Origin of the sequence: Dolichospermum flos-aquae CCAP 1403/13F (genome assembly GCF_012516395.1) — a bacterium.
GTDB classification, from domain to species: Bacteria; Cyanobacteriota; Cyanobacteriia; order Cyanobacteriales; family Nostocaceae; genus Dolichospermum; species Dolichospermum lemmermannii.
The window spans coordinates 4,581,348-4,601,931 of the sequence record NZ_CP051206.1; the positions used below are offsets into that span (position 1 = coordinate 4,581,348).

The following is a 20,584-nucleotide window of genomic DNA, read 5'->3' on the forward strand; positions in this document are numbered from 1 at the left end:
TATAAATGCTGTAATTTAGTACAGTAAGAAGTGAGGGAATGAATGGATATTCAGCATCTACGTCAAGCATTAAAAATGAAGTGGCTAATTTATTATGAACAAAATCGTTCTTGGCTAGTTAAAATGCGAATCTGGAAAGATTATGCTGGCATCCGCAGACCTTCTTCTGGTTACATTTTAGCAACTTTATCCACTTTAGAACCAGAGTTAAAAAAAATCCTCCCTTTCATTTTGGATTTAAATAATGATCCTGATAGGATAATTGCAGCTTTGTGTTTGCACTTCAATCCTGAACAGGAATTAAACTTATTAAAATCCCAGCATTCTACCGCAAAAAATGAGATTGTGAGTACCTCTCCTGCTCATATAGCCTTGACAGATTCACCTGTACCCAAAGAACGCAAACAGGTGTTATTGAAAATGACTACAGGCATTTCTGTGATTGCAGTGGCTACACCGATTCATCATCATTCTTCAGTTAAGCTACCTGTCGGATTGGCCAGGGAACAAATAGATAAACGATTGATAACTACGGGAATTCCCAGCCCAAATATTACCGGGATTTCATCTACTTATAGCAATATTTTTCCGTCTTGGCTAGATGAATTGTGTCCAGGTAGAGGAAATGGGTAATGGACAATTAGGCATTACTTCATGGATATTCGTGGGAAACAAAGGGAATAGCAATTATTTCTCCTTCTGTTTCTCCAACTTGTACTTTTAAGCCAACTCCACCAGCTTTACTTCTGATGTAACCTAGTCCAAAATGACCATCAGGAGTGGTTGTATAGCTGGTGAGTTTACCTACTTTTTCTTCCCCAATGGTGATGACTGTTCCTGGTTCAGCCGCAGCACTGAGACGAATTCCCCAAAGGTATTGCTTTACACCTTTGTATGTATTAAGTCTGGCAATGGTTTCCTGACCGATATAACAACCTTTGCTAAAGGAAACTGTCTGCCATAAACCCACTTCCAAGGGGTTATAATCATCCGTGAGTTCTGAATCGGTCGCGGGACGACCTTGTAATATTCGTAACATTTCCCAAGCGCGATCGCTCAATTCCACAGCCCCCAATCCTAGTATTTTCTCCCACCATATTTGTTTTTCGGCAATCGGTAAAATCAATGTATATCCAGGTGCAGCCAGGCCACTACCCACTGCAACTATCACCCGATCAACTAAAATATGATTACCATCTGGTTGACCAATTAAATCACCAGCTCCTAAATTTTCGACGATAGCATGGCTTTGAGGTCCAATCAGGCTTAATGTTGCCGTTTCCTCAGTCGCATCAGTTAATTTAACCTTATCTGCAAAGAAGATATAGCGATCTAACCATGCCATAAGTTCCTGACGACGGTGAGGGGAAACTAACAATAAAACAGCATCATCTAATACATAAGCAGTCACTAAATCTATCGTCCGAGCGGTAGATGTCACCATGACAGTATCGCAGCCCTGACCAGGTTTGCGAGATTGAAAATCATTAGTGCTTTGATTATGTAAAAAGCGGAGACGATCATCATCAGAAATCCGAATACGCCCCCAATCAGAGCGATCTCTGACCACGACCCCTTCCCTTACCGCTTGAATAGTATTTATATCGTTAGTATCAATTGCAGATGTTAACATAGTGGTACAGAGTTGATAAAATTATCACCATAAGCGGATAGAGGATGTAGGTTAACATCAAGCTCTTTCAAAACTATAGTTTCCAACTTGGATCTAGTTTATACTCAGATACCGGACTTCTTTAAGAAATCCGGTATGTAGCTTCTGTAAAAATGGAGAGGGGGGGATTCGAACCCCCGAAGGGATATAATCCCTTAACAGATTAGCAATCTGCCGCTTTCGACCACTCAGCCACCTCTCCAGGTCATGAGTAATAATCGTAGCAGAAGTTTTTGAGCTTGTCAATAGTTATTTTGTAAATAGATTCATTGACCATTGACCAATGACCAAGTTTTGACACTCTCCGGTCTAAAGACGCGGAGATTCTATAGAGAGTTTCAGTCTATATCCCTCAGTTATCCCAGTTTCAGGCAGGGTTCCTTAAATATTTGGGTTCTTGCCCTGATTTCGTTTGCCCTGGCGGGTGAAATCATATCTGACAAGCGTAACTTTCCGAGAGTCCCTCGGTAGCTTTTTATGTCTTTAGTGACAATTTAGTTGTATCACGAATATGGATTAAAATTTGAAATAATTTCAAATTTTCAAATTAACGTCAATGCAGGATAAAGGAAAGCCTCTAGCCTTCATCTCTTGTCTAAAGCCCAAATGTGGCTGACTCAGTCAGCCACATTTTCAAGGGTTTTCGACGTTCTTCCTTATAAAACTTGAGATCGCATCCAAGCTGCTGGCAAAGTACGTAACTTTTTCCATTGGGGAACATAAGCTCGCTGACTGAACACATCATAATTATTGCGCTCAATCACCTCTAAAATCTGCTCATAGAGCATGGATGCAGCCCAAACAGGCCACCGAGCATCAGCAGAAAGATAACTAATACCTTTATCTGCTTGAATATAGAATTGACGGGCGCGATCAATTTGAAACCGCATGAGTGAACGCCAACGGTCATCCACTACGCCGCGAATACATTCTTCCTCGGTGTAATTAAATTTGGCCAAATCTTCTAGGGGAATATAGATTCTGCCTCGACGGGCATCTTCACCAACATCACGGAGGATATTCGTGAGTTGATTGGCAATTCCCAAAGCGATCGCTTCTTCTATAGGAAGATAAGGCTGTTGGCCTTGATGCCAAGGGGCTGTATAGATATTATCATCTATACCCATAATCGTTGTTGACATCAAACCTACAGTCCCCGCTACTCGGTAGCAGTAGAGGTATAAATCCTCAAAGGTTGCATAGCGACTGCGATACAAATCCATCCGCTGACCGGCGATCATATCCCGAAAGGGTTGAATGTCTAGCGGAAAGCGTTGGAGAGTATCTACTAACGCTACATCATAATTATCCAATGGGCATCCCGCAAAAATGGATTCCAGTTGCTTTTCCCATAGTTCTAGGGTTTCTGGCGTGGTAATAGCAGATGCAGGACCATCCACTAATTCATCTGTGCGGCGACACCAGGCATAAATTGCCCAAACAGATTGACGCTTGGCCGGACTCATCAACATTGTCCCCAAGTAAAAAGTCTTGGCGTACTTAGCTGTGAGTTCCCGACAAAGGTTGTATGACTCATCTATAGAGACCAGCGTTTTCATGCGCGGGGGGGAATCAGGCAGTTGCAGCATTCTTGGCGGGCGGTCGTGTTGGCGTTTGCAGGTTAGAGGGATTTGCTACCGTCTGTGCTTGGAATATCGCCTGCGCTGTCAGTTTACCAGAAAGTACAGCCCCTTCCATGCTGGCTAGATAGCGCTGCATGGTGTAATCCCCAGTCAGATAGAAATTAGTAATGGGGGTTTCCTGGGAAGGACGGTACTGTTGACGACCTGGGGTAGCCTTGTAAACTGAACGTGGTGTTTTTACCACATGATATTTCAGCATTTTGGTAGGATTATCCCCCCCAAAGTGTTGGGGAAAGAGTTTTTCTAACTCAGTAATAGTTGCAGCAACAATGTCCTCATCGGATTTAGATATCCAATCTTTTGCCGGTGCTAGAACTAATTCCAGCATGGAACGGTGAGGATTGGCGTATTCACGGCAAGTATTACTCATATCAGCATAAACGCTGAGGAGAGGAGAACGCGAAAATAGCAGATGATCAATATCTGTTAATTTGCGGTCGAACCAGATATGGACATTAATCACTGGGACCCCTTCTAAACCCTCTAATTTTTGGAAAAATGGCATTTCTTTCCAAGAAATGGGCAAAATCGGCTTTAAGGGGTCAACTGGAAGGGCAGAGACATAAGTATCCGCTGTAAATATTTCATCTTCTGCCCCATTTAAACCGCGGAGGAGGAAGCCTTTCACAGTTCCATCCTCATTGAGTAAAATCTCTTTCAAGGGCGCATTCAGACGGACTTCACCACCCCGTTCAGTAATGTGGTCAATAATGGGCTGACACAATCTTTCTGTGGGTGAACCATCAAGGAAGGCCATTTTTGAGCCGTTTTTCTCTTGGAGAAAGCGATTCAAAGCCGTTAAGAGGACAGTAGCAGAAATTTCATCGGGGTCAATGAAGTTCAAGGCTTTGGACATCGCAATGAATACTTCTTTTTCTACCCTGGGGGGGACGTTTTGTTTTTGCAGCCACTCCCGGAAAGAATATTTGTCCATTTCTTCGACATACTTTTGCCCTTGGAGAATGGCAGGTAGTAATCCGATGCCAAAACTGATTTTCTCCGGCCAGGTCAGCATATCGTTGTTTCTGAGAATTGCTACCATCCCATTGATAGGTGCTGGTAAATCGGGGAAATCAAAGCGGCTGTAAGTCCCCGGCGCTTCGGGCTGATTGAAGATCATTGTGTGTTCTTTCCACTGCAACCGATCTTCAATATCCAATTCTTTGAATAACTGCAACATATTGGGATAAGCCCCAAAGAAAATATGCAGTCCTGTTTCGTACCAGTCCCCATCAGCATCCTTCCACGCTGCCACTTTCCCCCCCACTACGTCTCGGCGTTCCAAAACGATGGGTGTGTGACCTAGATCCGTGAGATATTTTGCACAGGAAAGTCCTGCTAGACCCGCTCCCGCGATTGCTACGCGCATTTAAACCTACTATTATTTAATATTTCTTAACTGTTTTGTCGTTCTAATTATACGTTGCAATCCGTTACATTTGGCGATTCTAGTTTGATTGCTTCCCAAAAAATTCCCAAAATCTTCCGCCAACTATCTAATTTACCCTAATCATCAGTCCAGGGATTAACACAAATTTTTTTGAAGTCAAAAATATTTAGTGTAGTTTATGACTCATCATCAATCCGTGTATATTTTTGGGTAACTGCTTGTCACAAATACAAAACCTGATTTTTTTATTAAGTATTAATATGCAAGATGCCTATGTGACTTAGTAAAGTAAATGGCAGGATAAATCGCTATTCATAAGCAAAAGTAATGGAAATATTAGTAATACCTGAAAACTAGATTTAAAACTTTTATTTATTTCAATCTCTATTACGGTATATGATGATCCCAGAGGGTTTAATCATAATTAAGTCTGAAATCACATAGAAATTATGTAATTAAAAAAACTCTCTTTTTATTCAACCTGGGAATTATTTCTCTAGGAATTGTGCATCTATCTGGAGAATAAATAAACTATGATATCAACGGGAATAATATGGGCGACATCCTTCACAGGTGGTACTTTGGTGTTGACAGCAAATTTACCGCTGGGTTTAATAGCTGCATTTTCTCCAATACAACTTCCAGTCAACTTAGTCAAGCCCCAGGCTCAATTTCTGATCATTTCTCAAGAATATAAAACTGCTTGGCAGAAAACCTTAATATCAAAAACCTCTTTGACATTTGATTGGATAAATAGGCGATTATCATCATATAGAGATAGGTCTATGACTCTACCTTCAACAACCTTGAAGGCAAAAGAAACAAAATTTTGTGCCTCTGTGCCAGAAAATATACCCGCACAACTTCACTGGCAAAATTCTACTAACTTTCGACAGATAATATTTACTCAAGTTAGTGTTCCTAAACTAGATTTGTCACCAGCTACTGTTGTGCGATCGCTCGAAAGCTTCTTTAATATCATCAACAATCCAATTGAGCCAAATGGAAGTTATGATTACTCACCAGTATTGATTGTCAAGCGGAATTCATCCAGTTATGAAGTCTGGGTTAATAACAGCTTTGTTGCCCGACTACCTGATCAAATTACAGCTAATGCTTTACAAAACCGCTTACAGCAATTAGTAATATCACCTACTGAAAAACCTACGCAATTACAACCAGGTTTAGTTGATAAGACTCCTTCGCTGATGATAGGTAATAGGTTACTATTTGCAATAGATCGAAAAGTCTCTGATGAACTTGGTCGCAGCGGTGATATTTTAGCAATGGAATGGACGAATAATTTGCGAATAGCCCTCCATACTAAACCGCTGACACTGATACAAGGGCAAATGGAAATGTATGGATTACAGTCCTCAAATACAAAACTTTCTGGAATAGCCTCTTGGTATGGTGGCTATTTTCATGGTCGCTTAACCGCAAATGGTGAGATATATAATCAAGATGATTTCACTGTTGCCCATCGTAGCCTACCTTTTAATACCTTCTTAAAAGTAACAAATTTACAAAACAATAAATCCGTGATTGTGCGTGTAAATGATCGCGGTCCGTATATTGCACCAAGAAGCCTAGATTTGTCTCGAACAGCGGCTCGTTGTCTCGATAGTGAACATACTGGAGTCGTAGCTTATCAGGCTGTGGTTTTAAAACAAAATGCGCCACAAATGACTTTGAAACCATCTCCACCAAAAACTGAAAATATGGCTAATGCTAAAAGTGAGTTATTAGTTTTTAACTTTTAGTAACCTGGAAGGATAAAGTAGAGAAAATGCGTTGCATAATGGCAGTATGAATTCTGTTTCACGCAAAGAGGCAAAGGAGCAAAGACGCAAAGGTAAGAGTTTTAATTGTGTAGCGTAAGCTATAAGTTCAATCAAGAGAATTTCATACCTGAATTTAGCAACACCAGAAAATACTTTATCCTTTACTTAAATCACCAAATTATGTCAATATCTCAATTATCACAAAGCTTTGGTAATCACCTAATTCTGGGTATTTCTGGGACAAGTTTAAATGATGATGATAAACGGGCGTTAAATGAATTAAAACCGATTGGTGTTATCTTTTTTGCTAAAAACTTTCTTGACGGTGTACCATATCCAGTCTGGTTAGAAAAGTTTAAAACCCTCATTGACGAAGTTCACCAATATTCTGAACGCGACTCCATTTTTACTACTTTAGATCATGAAGGTGGGCGAGTTGTGCGGACACCTTTACCAATTACTCGCTTTCCTTACGCTTATTTATTGCAATCTCATGCTTATGAAGTTGCCAAAGCCACAGCTTTAGAATTAAAATCTCTGGGAATTAATCTTTCTTGGTCTCCGGTTGCGGATATTTTCTCTAATCCCCAAAACCCAATTATTGGAAGTCGTGCATTTGGAAATACACCGCAAACCGCTAGTGAAGGTGCGCGGGAATATTACCGAGGATTGCGGGAAGAGGGCATTTTAGGTTCTGCTAAACACTTTCCTGGCCATGGAGATACTAGCACTGATTCCCATTTGGAGTTACCAATATTAAATTTGAGTCGGGAAGATTTGCGAAACCGGGAATTGATTCCTTTTCAAACATTAATTCAGGACAAAATTCCGTTAATTATGACGGCGCATATTTTGTTTCCGCAAATTGATCCAGAAGTGCCAGCAACCTTATCTAAAATCATTTTAAATGATATTTTGCGGAAAGAGTTAGGTTTTGAAGGTGTGATAGTTTCCGATGATTTAGACATGAAAGCTGTCTCGGAAATTTTTATGCAATCGGGAACAGTTGCGCGGGCTTTTCATGCTGGTTGTGATTTGTTTATAGTTTCTCGTAATATCAATTCTTCTTCTTTAGAACGAACATATAAAATAGCTGAAGATTTTTCTGCTAGTTTGAATAATGGTAGTTTAGATGCAGGAGTTGTGGAAGCTGCACGGGAGAGGGTGGAAAAGTTATTGCGGATAACTCCTCAATATCCGGTTTCGACTCTTGATAAGGAGACCTTGGTGAAGAATGCGGAATTAGCTATTAGTTGTTGTTTGTAAGGGAATTGAATAAAAATCAGGAGTGTGGGTGATAGCCTACTTACTCATTGGATTCATCCAAATTTCCAACCTGCTAAAAAGTTGGGAACAAATCAAAGTTAAACACAAATAAATTACAGCCACAGCCGCATAAACTTCAAAAGCGCGATAATTTTCCGAAACAATTAATTGTCCTTTTCTAAATAATTCCTCAAACCCAATTACAGCAACTAAACTAGTATCTTTCAATAAACTAATAAACTCATTACCTAAAGGTGGTATCATGCGGCGTAATGCTTGAGGAAAAATCACATAAGTCATAGTTTGCACAGAATTTAAACCGAGTGATTTGGCTGCTTCTGATTGTCCAATTTCAATAGATTGAATTCCTCCACGCACAATTTCCGCAATATAAGCGAACTCAAAAGGATTATCTGCCCAACAGGGTTCGGGTACTAACCAAACCAATTTGCTTTTAATCTCGTCTTCAATTTCATCGCTATCGTCTCTATCAAATAGCGAAGTTAAAGCTTCCCAATCGCGTTCTCTTAAGGAGTTCAAAGAGGAAACATTTACCTGTAGATTATTAGAGTAATTCACAAGCAGGTTTTTTAGTTGACTTTTACAAAAAGTAAGCATCATTGCTTAAAGACTAATATTTACTTGATTTTACTAAATATTACAGCAATATTGATAATTATTCTAACATTCATCATTCTAGAGACAGGAAGATTTTTAGTTCAAAGAGACCACTTAAACAGAACTAGAAAAGCTGTTAGAGAGTTAGGTTTTTACACAAGTTGATTACCTTTTCTGGTTAAAAATAGTATAACACCACCAGTCCCCAGGTGATAAATCCTTTATAGAGTTTTCCCTTCGAGTACATCTTCAAGAAGGAAGTCTTGTCAAAGAATGAGGTTCTGCTAGTTCTCCTACTAAAATACCACGAGGTGCTTCTATATGATAATTTATTTGATTAATAACACTTTCTTCTAACAGATCATAGATAAAATGATGAGGGTTTTTACGATTTATTAATTCTAAACCGTGACGATAAACTCCGCACGCTGATACATCATTTAAAATCCGGTTGTGAATAATTCTCGTCCATTCTGGTGCTGTTATCATTAATTGAGGCACAACATGAATAAATGCTGTAATTTGTTTTTCCATATCAAAAGATTCCAGAAAATGAATTAAGCTAAACATCACTTCTGGCTGTTGACATTGATCATCTAAAATTAGATGATAGGCAGATAATTTATTTTCATCAGGACTTTCAGCTATTTCAGTTAAAGCATTTTCAAAATTTGTAACTTGTTCTTCTGTTTGCATTAAGCGATTTTCTTGCAAGGTTGCCAATAAATTATTTTGATTCATTGTTTTGTCCCTTATTTCTCAAAAATCCATGGCCAAGTATATTTATTCTGTCTGATTAATGTTTGCAAACTTTCCCTGATTTCTCTATTATACAAACCTTGACGAAGATAAATACAACGTACATCCCAAATTTCTTGTGCTAATGCTTCTCTGGACGATAGGTTTAAATTAGGGCGTTTACCGTAAGACATTGTTTGCCGATGACGACCTCCTTTTCCTGGTGATAAATGTTCCATCATAATGGCATATCCTTGATCTGTTGTATAATTAAGCGAAACTCTGGCTTTCATAAAAGCATCCGCAGGTATATGATGAGGTGTGAGGTTATCACCTCTACGTCCCTGTTTGATTAAGTCTCCATAAGTGCCTACAATTCCTTCTCCTGGAAGTAGTTGAGGTTGATTATTAATAATCTATTTACTCCTGTTTGGCTATTTCTATTGTTTAGTATTTTGATTATAAAGGAAATCGAATAATAAGTAAATTGTCTGATAGCGTAGCGTGGCGCAAGCCATATCAGGATATCCACCGATTAGAGGATTAACAGGATGTTTTTAGGAAATATAGGTTTTTGTGAATGATAGAAAATATATTTTCCTCTGAATCATAATTTATAATCATTAAATATTCACAGAAAATCTACAAACTACAATCCTGTACATCCTTAAGTCCTGGATTAGAGGATTAACAGGATGAAGAAATAGATAATTTAGCTTGATATCATCCATGAATATAAATATTTTGTTGCAAAAGTTTATCCTATATATTACAAATATTTACAATCTAAATGATTTTCATGGGTGTATCATTTCAATATCTATGCTAAAATGAACAATGATTAAATAATAAAAATAAAGTAAATACTTATGTCTAGTTTTGAGCAGTTTCAAAATGATTTCTTCAATATTTTCAATAATCAGAACTTCTATGAAGGCAAAACTTATTTAGAATATATTGCCGAACCACAAACTAATGATGAAGATAACATTGTTGATACTAAAATAGTTTTGCCATTGCTGCTTGCTTTAGGTTTTGATTCAGGAGATATAGCTAAAAATACGACAGGTAATGCTAAAGATAGTAGCCGTCCAGATTTTGAAGTAAAATTAGCAAGTGGAAATATTCGATGTTTTCTAGTTGAGGATAAAAATACTGCATATAATCTTAAAAGATCTGATCCATTACAACAATTACGTGGTTATGCAACGAGTCGAGGTTATGAACTGGGATTAATTTGTAATGGTAAGTTGCTATTAGGTTATGATTTTTCTAACCCAAGTTATCCGAATCCTGTTTTACATCTTGATATTCAGAAAATTATAGAAACTTATCATTCAACTGGAATTGAAAATTTAACAATTGAACAAAATCAAGACTTAAAAAGTTTATATCGTAGATTTAATCAGCAAAGTTTTGAAAATATTGAGAATTTCATTCAAGACTTGAGTAAACCTGAAAATGAATGGTTGAATTGTGCAAAATCTCAAGATAATACTCCTAACTTTGATGAATTATTAATTGCAGACCTCAAACAAGCTATTAATCTTTTAGAAGAAGATGTTTTATATCAATTGCAATTATCACTGGAAGAATATGATCAATATTGTCAAGCTAAATATTTACCCAATAGTATTGATAAAATAAATATATCAGAAAATGAAACAATAACTAAAACTTTAGAAGGTTTACGGAATAAAATTAAAAATCATCTAAGAGTGTATGGAGTTCTAGAAGTTGGAGAATTTTCTGATGCTGGTGAAAAATTAATTGAATTTGCCGAAAAACCACAAGGTTCGATTCACGATTTTGAACAAATATTTTTAGATAAATTAAGAAATGCTCAAGCCAGAAAACAAGCTCAAAAAGATAAAAAACCTAGTAAAAATCAAAAGGTAGTGCAATTAGATTTAATTCCTAATATTTCCGAATCAAAACAAGAAGAACTAGGAATTAAAATTGCTGATGAAAATAAAATTAAAAAACTTGACCACACTAAGCTAAGTGAAATTTTAAAAGAATATTATAGAATTGTTTTGGATTGGAAAGCATGGGAAGCCAATCAAAATTTAACTCATGCAAATGCAATTAAAATACATCAATATTTTATATCTTGGCGTAATTTAGTTAGTAAAACCATTTTACAAGGTGCGGATGAAGATAAATTAAAAACAGAATTTGCTCGACAAACTGCTTATGTTTATGTCACTCGTCTTTTAATTGTCAGAATTTGTGAAGACAAGAAATTAATTAATCGTAAATTCTCTAATGGAGGGTTTAAATATTGGAAAGAAGAAGTTGAACCGCGATATTTAGATTTAGCGCAAGGAATGTCAATGGATTATCTTTTAGAAATGTCCTATCGTTCTGCTCAAAATATCTATACTCACTTCTTTAATAATGCTGATTTATTTAATTGGTATCGGATAAATTCCAATACTTTAATTAAAGTTTTGCACATCCTGAATGGGTTTAACTTACAACAAATTGATAGTGATATTATTGGGATGGTTTATGGTAGATATGTTGAAGAAGGAAAACATGAACAGGGTAGATATTTTACACCAAAACCAGTAGTTGAATATATTCTAGACTGCATAGGATATAAATCTGATAATCCTGATATTCGTGACAAAAAGTTATTAGACCCCGCAGGAGGTTCTGGGAGCTTTTTAGTTCATGCTGCGCGTCGTTTGATTGATTCCTATCGTTCACGGAGAACAAACACAATTCCCGTTGAAAATGTTCCTGCTATTATTCAACAGGTGAAAAATTGCCTATTTTGTTTAGATATTAATCCGTTTGCTTGTTATTTAGCCGAAACAAATTTATTAATTCAAGTGATTGATTTACTAAAACAAGCGAAAGAAGCAGATAAATTAAAAGACTGTACTATTGATAGATTTAATGTTTATAATACAGATTCTCTTTTATTAGCAAAATCGCAAGAAATTAGAACTACATTACTCAACCCTATTCTTGATTTAGAACTTTCTACGGTTGCTCAAATCAAAACACAAACAGGAATGTTTGCAGATGGTTTTGATTTTGTAGTTGCTAATCCTCCTTATGTTAAAGCTGATGAACCTGGAGCAGATATTTATCGTCGAGAAATCGAAAGTTCTGGACAATTTGAAACACTTCATGAAAAGTGGGATCTTTTTGTTCCATTTATTGAACTTTCTTGTAAAGCTACTAAGGATTTAGGTAAAGTTGGTTTGATTGTTTCTAGGGGTATTCAAACTAATAATTATGGAGAGTTACTCCGAGAATATATTGCTAAAAATCTCACTATTAATCAAGTAGATTTTTTTAATAATGTGCGAATTTTCTCTGATGCTGTTGTTAATAATACGGTTCTTTTTTTAGAAAAGATTTCACCAGGAGATGATCATCAGGTAAAAAGAGTTTTACACACTGGTTCATTTACACAAATTCAAGAAATTAATCCTTTGAATCAATCTGAATATCAAGGAAAAGTATTTAGACAGTTTGTAGTTAATGATAATTTTGAAGATGTTACATATTTAGAAGATATTTGTTATTGTACTGTAGGAATGGTTTTGAATGCTGATGAAACCAAAGCTAAAGGAGCATTTAAAAAAGATATTCTTTTAAGTTCACAAGTAGATAAAATTCATTCTAAGAAATATATTGATGGAGAAAATATTATTAGAGAACTAGCAATTGATAATATTCGTTATCTGGAATGGGATACTGAAAGAGTTCCTGGACAAATTCGTAGAGCAACAATTCCTGAATTATATAATTATCCTAAAATTTTATTTGGAATGACTTCATTTCCCACCTATGATCGAGGAATAGCAGAAGGAGATGGATTTTACGTTCCTGATAGCGTGAGAATTTGTGTAAGATGGGATGATGTTTATAAAGTTAAGCGTTTAGAGAAAGAAAAAAGACAGATGTATGAGCTTTCTAAAAAGCGTCAAAAACTTATTGGTGATGGAAAAGGTAAGAAATTACAAATTTATCAATATGCAGAAGAGAAAATAAAAATAGCAGAAAAATTTGATTTAAGATATATTGCTGCTATTCTTGCATCTAGTTTTGGTAAACGCTTTTTACTATTAAACAATCGTGATGAAAATATTATGAGTGTCAATAGTGAAACTCAAATAGCTAAAAGTCGTATATATCCTGATGATTTGAAAGAATTTCCCATTAAAAATATTTCTTTAGAAGAACAACAGCCATTTATTGATTATGTTAATCATTTAATAGAATCGAATTGGAATTTATATACATTGACACAATTAGGACATAAAATTAAGTTCGATTATAGTGATAGTGATCCAACAATCGAAGTTAATTTTTGCCAAGTTTTTGAAAGTCTAAATTTACCTTGTTGGAATTTTTTAAACGCCGAACCGCACAGATTTGAAATTATCGGTGAGCGTGGTCAAACTATCACAAAAATAAAAATTAAAGATAATAAACTTCTAAATGTTCGTCAAGAAAAAATTAAAGATAACAAACTTCTAACTGTTCGTCAAGAATTAATATTCTCAGAAAGTACAATTGTTTTAGAATTTCTGAAAATTTATCTTCAACAATATGAAAAACGGGACTTAACTTGGACAGATTTAATCCAGGAAGGTAAAATACCTAAAACAGATGAATATATCCAGCAAATATTCGATCAATGTACTCGTTTACAAACAGCAATAACTGATACCATTTCTGATATTCGTTCAACATACAAAGAATTGGATGAGATGGTAAGTCAGTTATATAAACATTAGTGTTATTACGGAATCAATCCCCATATCTATCAACAACAAGGGTTTAGCATTGCTAAATCCCTCTGAATAGACAGAATTTATTTTTTGCCCAAAATCCCCCCTATCCGGTAAACTCAGAGATGCTGCGTTAATCCTGAATATGTCCGATTCCCAAGTAAGTGCTGCTGTTGCGAAACTCTACGATACCTATCCATTCCCCCCAGAACCCATTCTGGACGAACCACCACCAGGATATAATTGGCGTTGGAATTGGTTAGCTGCTTATAACTTCTGCACAGGTAGAAAACCACAAAAGCAAGATATCCGCATCTTAGATGCTGGTTGTGGTTCGGGAGTGGGAACAGAATATTTAGTACATCTCAACCCACAAGCGCAGGTAGTGGGAATAGATTTAAGTGCTGGTACATTGGAAGTAGCAAAAAAACGCTGTCAAAGTTCCGGCGCTGACCGTGTAGAATTTCATCATCTGAGTATTTATGATGTGGATAAGATACCAGGAGAATTTGAATTAATTAATTGCGTTGGTGTGCTTCATCATTTACCAGATCCCATTCGGGGTATTGAAGCATTAGCGAAAAAACTCGCCCCCGGTGGACTAATGCACATTTTTGTGTATGGAGAATTGGGAAGATGGGAAATACAACTCATGCAAAAAGCGATCGCTCTCCTCCAAGGTAACAAAAAAGGCGACTATCGTGATGGTGTCCAAGTCGGACGACAAATCTTCGCTTCTCTACCAGAAAATAACCGCATTGTCAAGCGCGAAAAAGAAAGATGGGCAATGGAAAACCAGCGAGATGAATGTTTCGCTGATATGTACGTCCATCCTCAAGAAACTGATTACAATATTGATACACTATTTGCATTAATAGAAGCTTCCGGTTTAGACTTTGTAGGTTTTTCTAATCCTAGTTTTTGGCAACTGGAAACTCTTTTAGAAAAAGCACCGGAGTTAATTGAAAGAGCAAAAGAATTAAGTAAAAGAGAACTTTACCGATTGATAGAATTACTGAATCCAGAAGTTACCCATTACGAATTTTTCCTCAGTCGTCCTCCACTCACTAAAACAGACTGGTCAGCAGATAACACATTACTAGCAGCTATTCCTGAACTTAACCCTTGCATAGATGGGTTTCCCAGTCAATGCTTATTTAACTATGATTATCAAATTATTAATTTATCAACAGCAGAATTTGAATTTATGCAAAAATGTGGTAACAATGCCACAGTGGCTGAAATTTTAGCCCAAGTCGAGCTAGACTTAGACCGAGTAAGACATCTCCTCAAACAACAACTACTCTTACTAACCCCCGGCGAGAGGGTGTAAAGTGCAGGGAGCAAAGGAGTCCGGGGAGAAATTCCTTCTTCTGATTCTTGACTTCTGACTCCTGACTTCTGACTCCTGACTCCTGACTCCTGACTCCTCAAAAAATAAGTTAATTGTTTTTTTCTAAAGTAGTGTTACCGGATCGTGATATGATTCAACTGACTGAATGTACAGTCATCTCATATTAGCTGTACTGGTTTCAAGTCTCGTGAGCTTGTCAGAAGAATCAATTGCACCGACTCAGACAACACAACAAGATGAGAAATCTGGTTTTGCTCAAACAGAACCGGTAAGCTCTTCCATGCAAGAGTTCTATCAACTTTATCAGAAGTTGCTAGTCATCACACTTGTGTTGACGGGGATTATTTTTATCTCTGTGTGGATTTTTTATTCCTTAAACATAGCCCTAAATTATTTGATTGGGGCGTGTACAGGTGTGGTTTACTTAAAAATGCTGGCTAACGATGTCGAGAGACTTAGTGGTGAAAAACAGAGTTTGAGTAAAAATCGTTTTGCTCTGATCATGATACCGATTATATTGGCGAGTCAATGGCATCAGCTACATATTCTACCTATATTCTTGGGGTTTCTCACCTACAAAGCTACCCTCCTCATCTATATTGTGCAAACTGGATTCATTCCTGAAGCTTAAAGTTGTAGAGGTAAAGCACAATGCTAAACCACTACAGACAATCCTCCAATCCTCGATTTTTGGGGAAAACCTTGAAGAACGCCCATGCTTAGTGTATTAAACGCTTTTAACGCTTTTCCCCTCGCCGAATTAGAAGTAGGTCATCACTTCTTGTGGCAACTGGGCAGTCTCAAAATACATGGGCAAGTATTTCTCACCTCATGGTTTGTGATTGCTACACTAGTAATAGCATCACTAGCTGCCACCAAAAACGTCCAAAAAATTCCTAGCGGCATCCAAAATTTCATGGAATATGCCCTAGAATTTATTCGGGACATAGCGAAAAACCAAATCGGAGAGAAAGAATATCGCCCCTGGGTACCATTTATTGGTACGCTATTCTTGTTTATCTTCGTATCAAATTGGTCAGGAGCATTAATTCCCTGGAAGCTAATCAAATTGCCTGCTGGTGAACTAGCTGCTCCTACCAACGACATCAATACAACCGTCGCATTGGCATTGCTCACATCCTTGGCGTATTTCTACGCTGGATTTAGTAAGAAAGGTCTAGGCTACTTTAAGAAATATATTGAGCCAACACCCGTTCTTTTGCCAATTGCTATTCTCGAAGATTTCACCAAGCCTCTCTCCCTAAGCTTCCGTCTATTTGGAAATATATTGGCGGATGAATTAGTTGTGGGTGTATTGGTATTACTCGTGCCTCTCTTTGTGCCTTTGCCAGTAATGGCTTTGGGTTTATTTACTAGTGCCATTCAAGCCCTCGTATTTGCGACCCTAGCCGGGGCATATATTCATGAAGCCTTAGAGGGACACGGTGAAGAAGAACATGAGGAGCATTAACGCCCTCAGTTGATTGCCCAGTTAAAACGAGCAAATTTGCTCAAAACATCGCCACGGCGATTTGAGAACCTAGTACAGTGTGAAAAACACATATCTAGTTGTTACGTACATTTGTAATTTTTGTAGTTAAAGCAAGGAAAATCGTCATGGATCCAATCGTACAAGCTGCTTCAGTTCTAGCTGCTGCTCTCGCTATCGGTTTATCTTCAATTGGGCCTGGTCTTGGTCAAGGTAATGCAGCAGGTCAAGCAGTAGAAGGTATTGCCCGTCAGCCTGAAGCAGAAGGCAAAATTCGCGGCACACTACTTTTAACCTTAGCCTTCATGGAATCCTTGACAATTTACGGTTTGGTAATTGCCTTGGTATTGCTATTCGCTAACCCTTTTGCCTAAGACCGAAAAAGTTTTGTTAATCTAGAGACGTGCAAGATGTCACAGCAAGTAAAAAACTGGACATCTACACGCCTCTAAAAACTGGCAGTTTATGGATCATCTAGGAAGAGATTCGTAAAATTATCAACGGCTGGATCACGTTACTAGCCAAGCAAATTCCTATTCCAGCCAAAGAGGAGAGAAATGTTTGATTTCGATGCTACCTTGCCATTAATGGCATTGCAATTCTTAGTGCTGGCGGCTGTGTTGAATGCAATTTTCTATAAGCCTCTGACTAAGGTATTGGATGATCGGGATAATTTTATCCGTACCAGTAACCTTGATGCTCGTGAACGCTTGGCTAAAGCTGAATCATTAGCTAAAGAGTATGAGCAGCAACTATCATCTGCGCGTAAGCAATCTCAATTGACTATAGAAGCTGCCCAGAATGAAGCTAAGAAAATTACAGCACAAAAAATAGCTGAAGCTCAACAGGAAGCCCAAGCTCAACGCGAACAAGCTGCTAGAGAAATAGAGCAGCAAAAGCAAGCAGCTATGGCAACCCTAGAAGCACAAGTTGATGCCCTCAGCAACCAGATTCTAGAAAAACTATTAGGACCTGCTTTGGTGAAATAGTTCCGACTATATCACCAAGTTGGTGCTACGAAAGCATAAACACATCAGGGCTTATGCCCGAAAATGTGGCGAAATTTAAGTGTCCAAAACATTGGCACTTTTTTCCCTGTCGGGAAAAATCAACGAATTACCAAGCGAGCAGCGCACTTGTAGATGGCTAACATGGGCAATATCTTATTACTTGCCGCAGAAGCTGTTAACTCTGAAATGGCAGAAGGCGCAGCAGAAGGCGGTTTCGGTCTAAACCTAGACATCCTGGAAACCAATCTAATTAACTTAGTAATTCTGATTGGCATACTATTCTACTTTGGACGCAAAGTTTTAACCAATATCTTGACCGAAAGACGCTCCAATATTGAAAGCGTTATTCAAGATGCAGAAGGACGCTTGCGGGAAGCACAAACTGCTTTGGCAAAAGCCCAAGGGCAGTTAACCCAAGCACAGCAGGAAGCACAGAGAATTACTCAAGTAGCTGAACAAAATGCTCAAGCAGCTAAAGAAGCTATTTTAGTTAAAGCGAATCTGGATGTAGAGCGGTTGAAAGAAACCGCAGCATCTGATTTGAATGCAGAACTAGAGAAAGCTATCTCCCAACTTCGACAAAAGGTAGTGCTACAAGCACTGCAAAAAGTGGAAGCACAACTCAAGGGTGGTATTAGCGCAGATGCTCAACAAATTTTAATTGATCGTAGCATCGCACAACTGGGAGGCGAGATATGAAAAGTGATGCAGCAACCGCTGAAGTATCTCAGCCTTATGCACAGGCACTGTTATCCATTGCTCAATCTCAAAACTTAACAGAAGAGGTTGGGGGAGACGCACGGACTTTCTTGAGCTTATTAACAGGGAGTCAAGAACTCACAAGCTTTTTGAGTAATCCCTTTGTTAAGCCAGAGAACAAGAAAAATGTCCTTAAACAATTACTTGGTGAAGGTGTAAACCTCTGCCTCCGTAACTTTTTACTGCTGTTAGTTGACAGAAGACGGATTGCTTTCTTAGAACCAATTTTACAGCAGTATTTAGTGCTATTACGCCAACTAAATCAAACTGTATTAGCTGAAATTACTTCTGCGGTTCCGTTGACCCAAACCCAACAGCAAGCAATTACAGAAAAGGTAATTACTCTGACCAAAGCGCGTCAAGTGGAATTAGCCACGAAAATAGACAGCGATTTAATTGGTGGTGTAATTATCAAAGTTGGTTCTCAAGTAATTGACGCTAGTTTGCGTGGACAAATACGTCGTCTTTCTTTGCGTTTAAGCAGTAACTAAAAAGTTCTGATAAATGTCAGTAGTCAATAGTCAATAAAAAACAACTGACAACTGACAACTAACAACTAACAACTGACAACTGACAAATGAGTATTTCCATTAGACCTGACGAAATCAGCAGTATCATCCAACAACAAATCGAGCAATATGACCAAGAGGTTAAAGTTGCTAACGTTGGTACAGTGCTACAAGTAGGTGACGGTATTGCCCGGATTTATGGCTTGGAAAAAGCTATGGCTGGGGAACTCCTAGAATTTGAAGATGGCACAATTGGTATCGCCCAAAACTTAGAAGAAGATAACGTTGGTGCGGTACTGATGGGCGAAGGTCGGAGTATTCAAGAAGGTAGCTCTGTAACCGCTACTGGTAGAATTGCCCAAGTAGGCGTAGGTGACGCTCTCATTGGTCGCGTTGTTGATGCTTTGGGTCGTCCTATTGATGGTAAAGGTGATCCAAAAACAACCGAAACTCGGTTAATTGAATCTCCTGCCCCTGGGATTATTGCTCGTCGGTCTGTACATGAACCGATGCAAACAGGGATTACCGCTATTGACTCCATGATTCCCGTCGGCCGTGGTCAACGGGAATTAATCATTGGTGACCGTCAAACTGGTAAGACAGCGATCGCTATTGACACCATCATCAACCAAAAAGGTGAAGATGTAGTTTGCGTTTACGTGGCTATCGGTCAAAAAGCTTCCACCGTTGCTAACGTAGTTCAAACCTTACAAGAAAAAGGCGCGATGGACTACACAGTAGTTGTTGCGGCTAACGCCAGTGACCCAGCTACCCTCCAATTCCTCGCACCCTACACAGGCGCTAGTATTGCTGAGTATTTCATGTACAAAGGCAAAGCGACCTTAATCATCTATGATGATCTTTCCAAGCAAGCACAGGCTTATCGCCAAATGTCCTTGCTCCTCCGTCGTCCACCCGGTCGGGAAGCCTATCCTGGAGACGTATTCTACATTCACTCTCGCTTGTTGGAACGTGCTGCTAAACTCAGCGATGAATTAGGTAAAGGCAGTATGACTGCTCTACCTATCATTGAAACCCAAGCTGGTGACGTATCTGCATACATTCCTACCAACGTAATTTCTATTACTGACGGTCAGATTTTCTTGTCTTCTGACTTGTTTAACTCTGGTATCCGTCCCGCTGTAAACCCCGGTATCTCTGTATCCCGTGTAGGTTCTGCGGCGCAAACCAAGGCAATGAAAAAAGTTGCTGGTAAAATCAAACTAGAATTGGCTCAGTTTGACGACTTACAAGCTTTCGCACAATTCGCTTCTGATTTAGACAAAGCCACTCAAGACCAGTTGGCGCGTGGTGTCCGTTTACGGGAACTCTTAAAACAGCCCCAAAACGATCCTCTCTCCGTAGCTGAACAAGTAGCGGTTCTTTACGCTGGTATTAACGGTTACTTAGATGACATTGCCGTTAACCAAGTAACTAGCTTTGCTCTAGGTCTACGTGGCTACTTGAAGAATGTTAACACTGCATACTTCCAAGGCGTACAAGGTAGCAAAGCCCTTGGTGATGCAGAAGAAGCAGCTTTGAAAGCCGCTCTCACCGAGTTCAAAAAGACCTTCCAAGCAGCAGCGTAACAATTT

17 protein-coding genes, 1 tRNA gene and 1 pseudogene are annotated in these 20,584 nt (G+C 38.3%); 12 read left to right on the forward strand and 7 right to left on the reverse strand.

The window, feature by feature from the left end; all coding sequences use genetic code 11:
* The first annotated feature begins 42 nt into the window (after nucleotides 1-42).
* Nucleotides 43-633, forward strand: a complete 591-nt coding sequence (locus HGD76_RS26025) for a DUF5331 domain-containing protein (protein WP_015083309.1) — start codon at nucleotides 43-45, stop codon at nucleotides 631-633.
* Between the two features lie 19 nt (nucleotides 634-652).
* Here the strand turns inward: HGD76_RS26025 and ygfZ are convergent, their stop codons facing one another.
* The 4 genes from ygfZ to pds all read right to left on the reverse strand — a co-directional run bounded on the left by ygfZ (nucleotide 653) and on the right by pds (nucleotide 4,684).
* Nucleotides 653-1,633, reverse strand: a complete 981-nt coding sequence (gene ygfZ / locus HGD76_RS21895) for a CAF17-like 4Fe-4S cluster assembly/insertion protein YgfZ (protein WP_168697028.1) — start codon at nucleotides 1,631-1,633, stop codon at nucleotides 653-655.
* 153 nt (nucleotides 1,634-1,786) lie between these two features.
* Nucleotides 1,787-1,874, reverse strand: a tRNA-Ser gene (locus HGD76_RS21900).
* Between the two features lie 454 nt (nucleotides 1,875-2,328).
* On the reverse strand, nucleotides 2,329-3,261 hold the full coding sequence (gene crtB, locus HGD76_RS21905; protein ID WP_168631877.1) for a 15-cis-phytoene synthase CrtB: 933 nt from the start codon (nucleotides 3,259-3,261) through the stop codon (nucleotides 2,329-2,331).
* On the reverse strand, nucleotides 3,245-4,684 hold the full coding sequence (pds, locus tag HGD76_RS21910) for a 15-cis-phytoene desaturase (RefSeq protein WP_015083306.1): 1,440 nt from the start codon (nucleotides 4,682-4,684) through the stop codon (nucleotides 3,245-3,247). The genes crtB and pds overlap by 17 nt, the downstream gene beginning before the upstream one ends.
* 554 nt (nucleotides 4,685-5,238) lie before the next feature.
* Here pds and HGD76_RS24995 point away from each other — a divergent pair.
* Together HGD76_RS24995 and nagZ are read left to right on the forward strand one after the other, a co-directional pair.
* Entirely contained in the window at nucleotides 5,239-6,468 is a 1,230-nt protein-coding gene (locus tag HGD76_RS24995; RefSeq protein ID WP_210967665.1) for a septal ring lytic transglycosylase RlpA family protein, read from the forward strand.
* Between the two features lie 201 nt (nucleotides 6,469-6,669).
* Complete coding sequence (gene nagZ, locus HGD76_RS21920) at nucleotides 6,670-7,755, forward strand: beta-N-acetylhexosaminidase (protein ID WP_168697029.1); 1,086 nt, start codon at nucleotides 6,670-6,672, stop codon at nucleotides 7,753-7,755.
* Between the two features lie 36 nt (nucleotides 7,756-7,791).
* Here nagZ and HGD76_RS25000 read toward each other — a convergent pair.
* From HGD76_RS25000 to HGD76_RS21935, 3 genes and pseudogenes are all read right to left on the reverse strand, one after another.
* A pseudogene (locus HGD76_RS25000) lies at nucleotides 7,792-8,151 on the reverse strand (amino acid ABC transporter permease); the annotation flags it as partial.
* Nucleotides 8,152-8,622: 471 nt separating this feature from the next.
* Entirely contained in the window at nucleotides 8,623-9,114 is a 492-nt protein-coding gene (locus HGD76_RS21930) for an Imm30 family immunity protein (RefSeq protein ID WP_168697031.1), read from the reverse strand.
* An 11-nt stretch (nucleotides 9,115-9,125) separates the two neighbouring features.
* Nucleotides 9,126-9,404, reverse strand: a complete 279-nt coding sequence (locus tag HGD76_RS21935; RefSeq protein ID WP_168697032.1) for a hypothetical protein — start codon at nucleotides 9,402-9,404, stop codon at nucleotides 9,126-9,128.
* 576 nt (nucleotides 9,405-9,980) lie between these two features.
* Here HGD76_RS21935 and HGD76_RS21940 point away from each other — a divergent pair.
* The 9 genes from HGD76_RS21940 to atpA all read left to right on the forward strand — a co-directional run bounded on the left by HGD76_RS21940 (nucleotide 9,981) and on the right by atpA (nucleotide 20,578).
* Nucleotides 9,981-13,874 carry an Eco57I restriction-modification methylase domain-containing protein gene (locus HGD76_RS21940; RefSeq protein WP_168697033.1) on the forward strand — a complete coding sequence of 1,298 codons (3,894 nt, stop codon included), beginning with the start codon at nucleotides 9,981-9,983 and terminating at the stop codon, nucleotides 13,872-13,874.
* A 139-nt stretch (nucleotides 13,875-14,013) separates the two neighbouring features.
* The gene (locus tag HGD76_RS21945; protein WP_168697034.1) at nucleotides 14,014-15,201 is read left to right on the forward strand and encodes a class I SAM-dependent methyltransferase; all 1,188 of its coding nucleotides are present in this window, start codon (nucleotides 14,014-14,016) and stop codon (nucleotides 15,199-15,201) included.
* Between the two features lie 166 nt (nucleotides 15,202-15,367).
* Entirely contained in the window at nucleotides 15,368-15,853 is a 486-nt protein-coding gene (locus HGD76_RS21950) for an ATP synthase subunit I (protein WP_210967666.1), read from the forward strand.
* 84 nt (nucleotides 15,854-15,937) lie between these two features.
* Nucleotides 15,938-16,693: a F0F1 ATP synthase subunit A gene (gene atpB / locus HGD76_RS21955; protein ID WP_168697036.1), complete on the forward strand. Its 756-nt coding sequence runs from the start codon at nucleotides 15,938-15,940 to the stop codon at nucleotides 16,691-16,693.
* Between the two features lie 146 nt (nucleotides 16,694-16,839).
* Nucleotides 16,840-17,085, forward strand: a complete 246-nt coding sequence (gene atpE / locus HGD76_RS21960) for an ATP synthase F0 subunit C (protein ID WP_148763740.1) — start codon at nucleotides 16,840-16,842, stop codon at nucleotides 17,083-17,085.
* A gap of 183 nt (nucleotides 17,086-17,268) precedes the next feature.
* Nucleotides 17,269-17,700, forward strand: coding sequence for a F0F1 ATP synthase subunit B' (locus HGD76_RS21965; protein ID WP_168697037.1), 432 nt, complete (start codon nucleotides 17,269-17,271; stop codon nucleotides 17,698-17,700).
* 153 nt (nucleotides 17,701-17,853) lie between these two features.
* Nucleotides 17,854-18,420 carry a F0F1 ATP synthase subunit B gene (locus HGD76_RS21970; protein ID WP_148763736.1) on the forward strand — a complete coding sequence of 189 codons (567 nt, stop codon included), beginning with the start codon at nucleotides 17,854-17,856 and terminating at the stop codon, nucleotides 18,418-18,420.
* Nucleotides 18,417-18,971: an ATP synthase F1 subunit delta gene (gene atpH, locus HGD76_RS21975; protein WP_168697038.1), complete on the forward strand. Its 555-nt coding sequence runs from the start codon at nucleotides 18,417-18,419 to the stop codon at nucleotides 18,969-18,971. The genes HGD76_RS21970 and atpH overlap by 4 nt, the downstream gene beginning before the upstream one ends.
* Nucleotides 18,972-19,057: 86 nt before the next feature.
* Nucleotides 19,058-20,578: a F0F1 ATP synthase subunit alpha gene (gene atpA / locus HGD76_RS21980; protein WP_015083294.1), complete on the forward strand. Its 1,521-nt coding sequence runs from the start codon at nucleotides 19,058-19,060 to the stop codon at nucleotides 20,576-20,578.
* The last annotated feature ends 6 nt before the right edge of the window (nucleotides 20,579-20,584 follow it).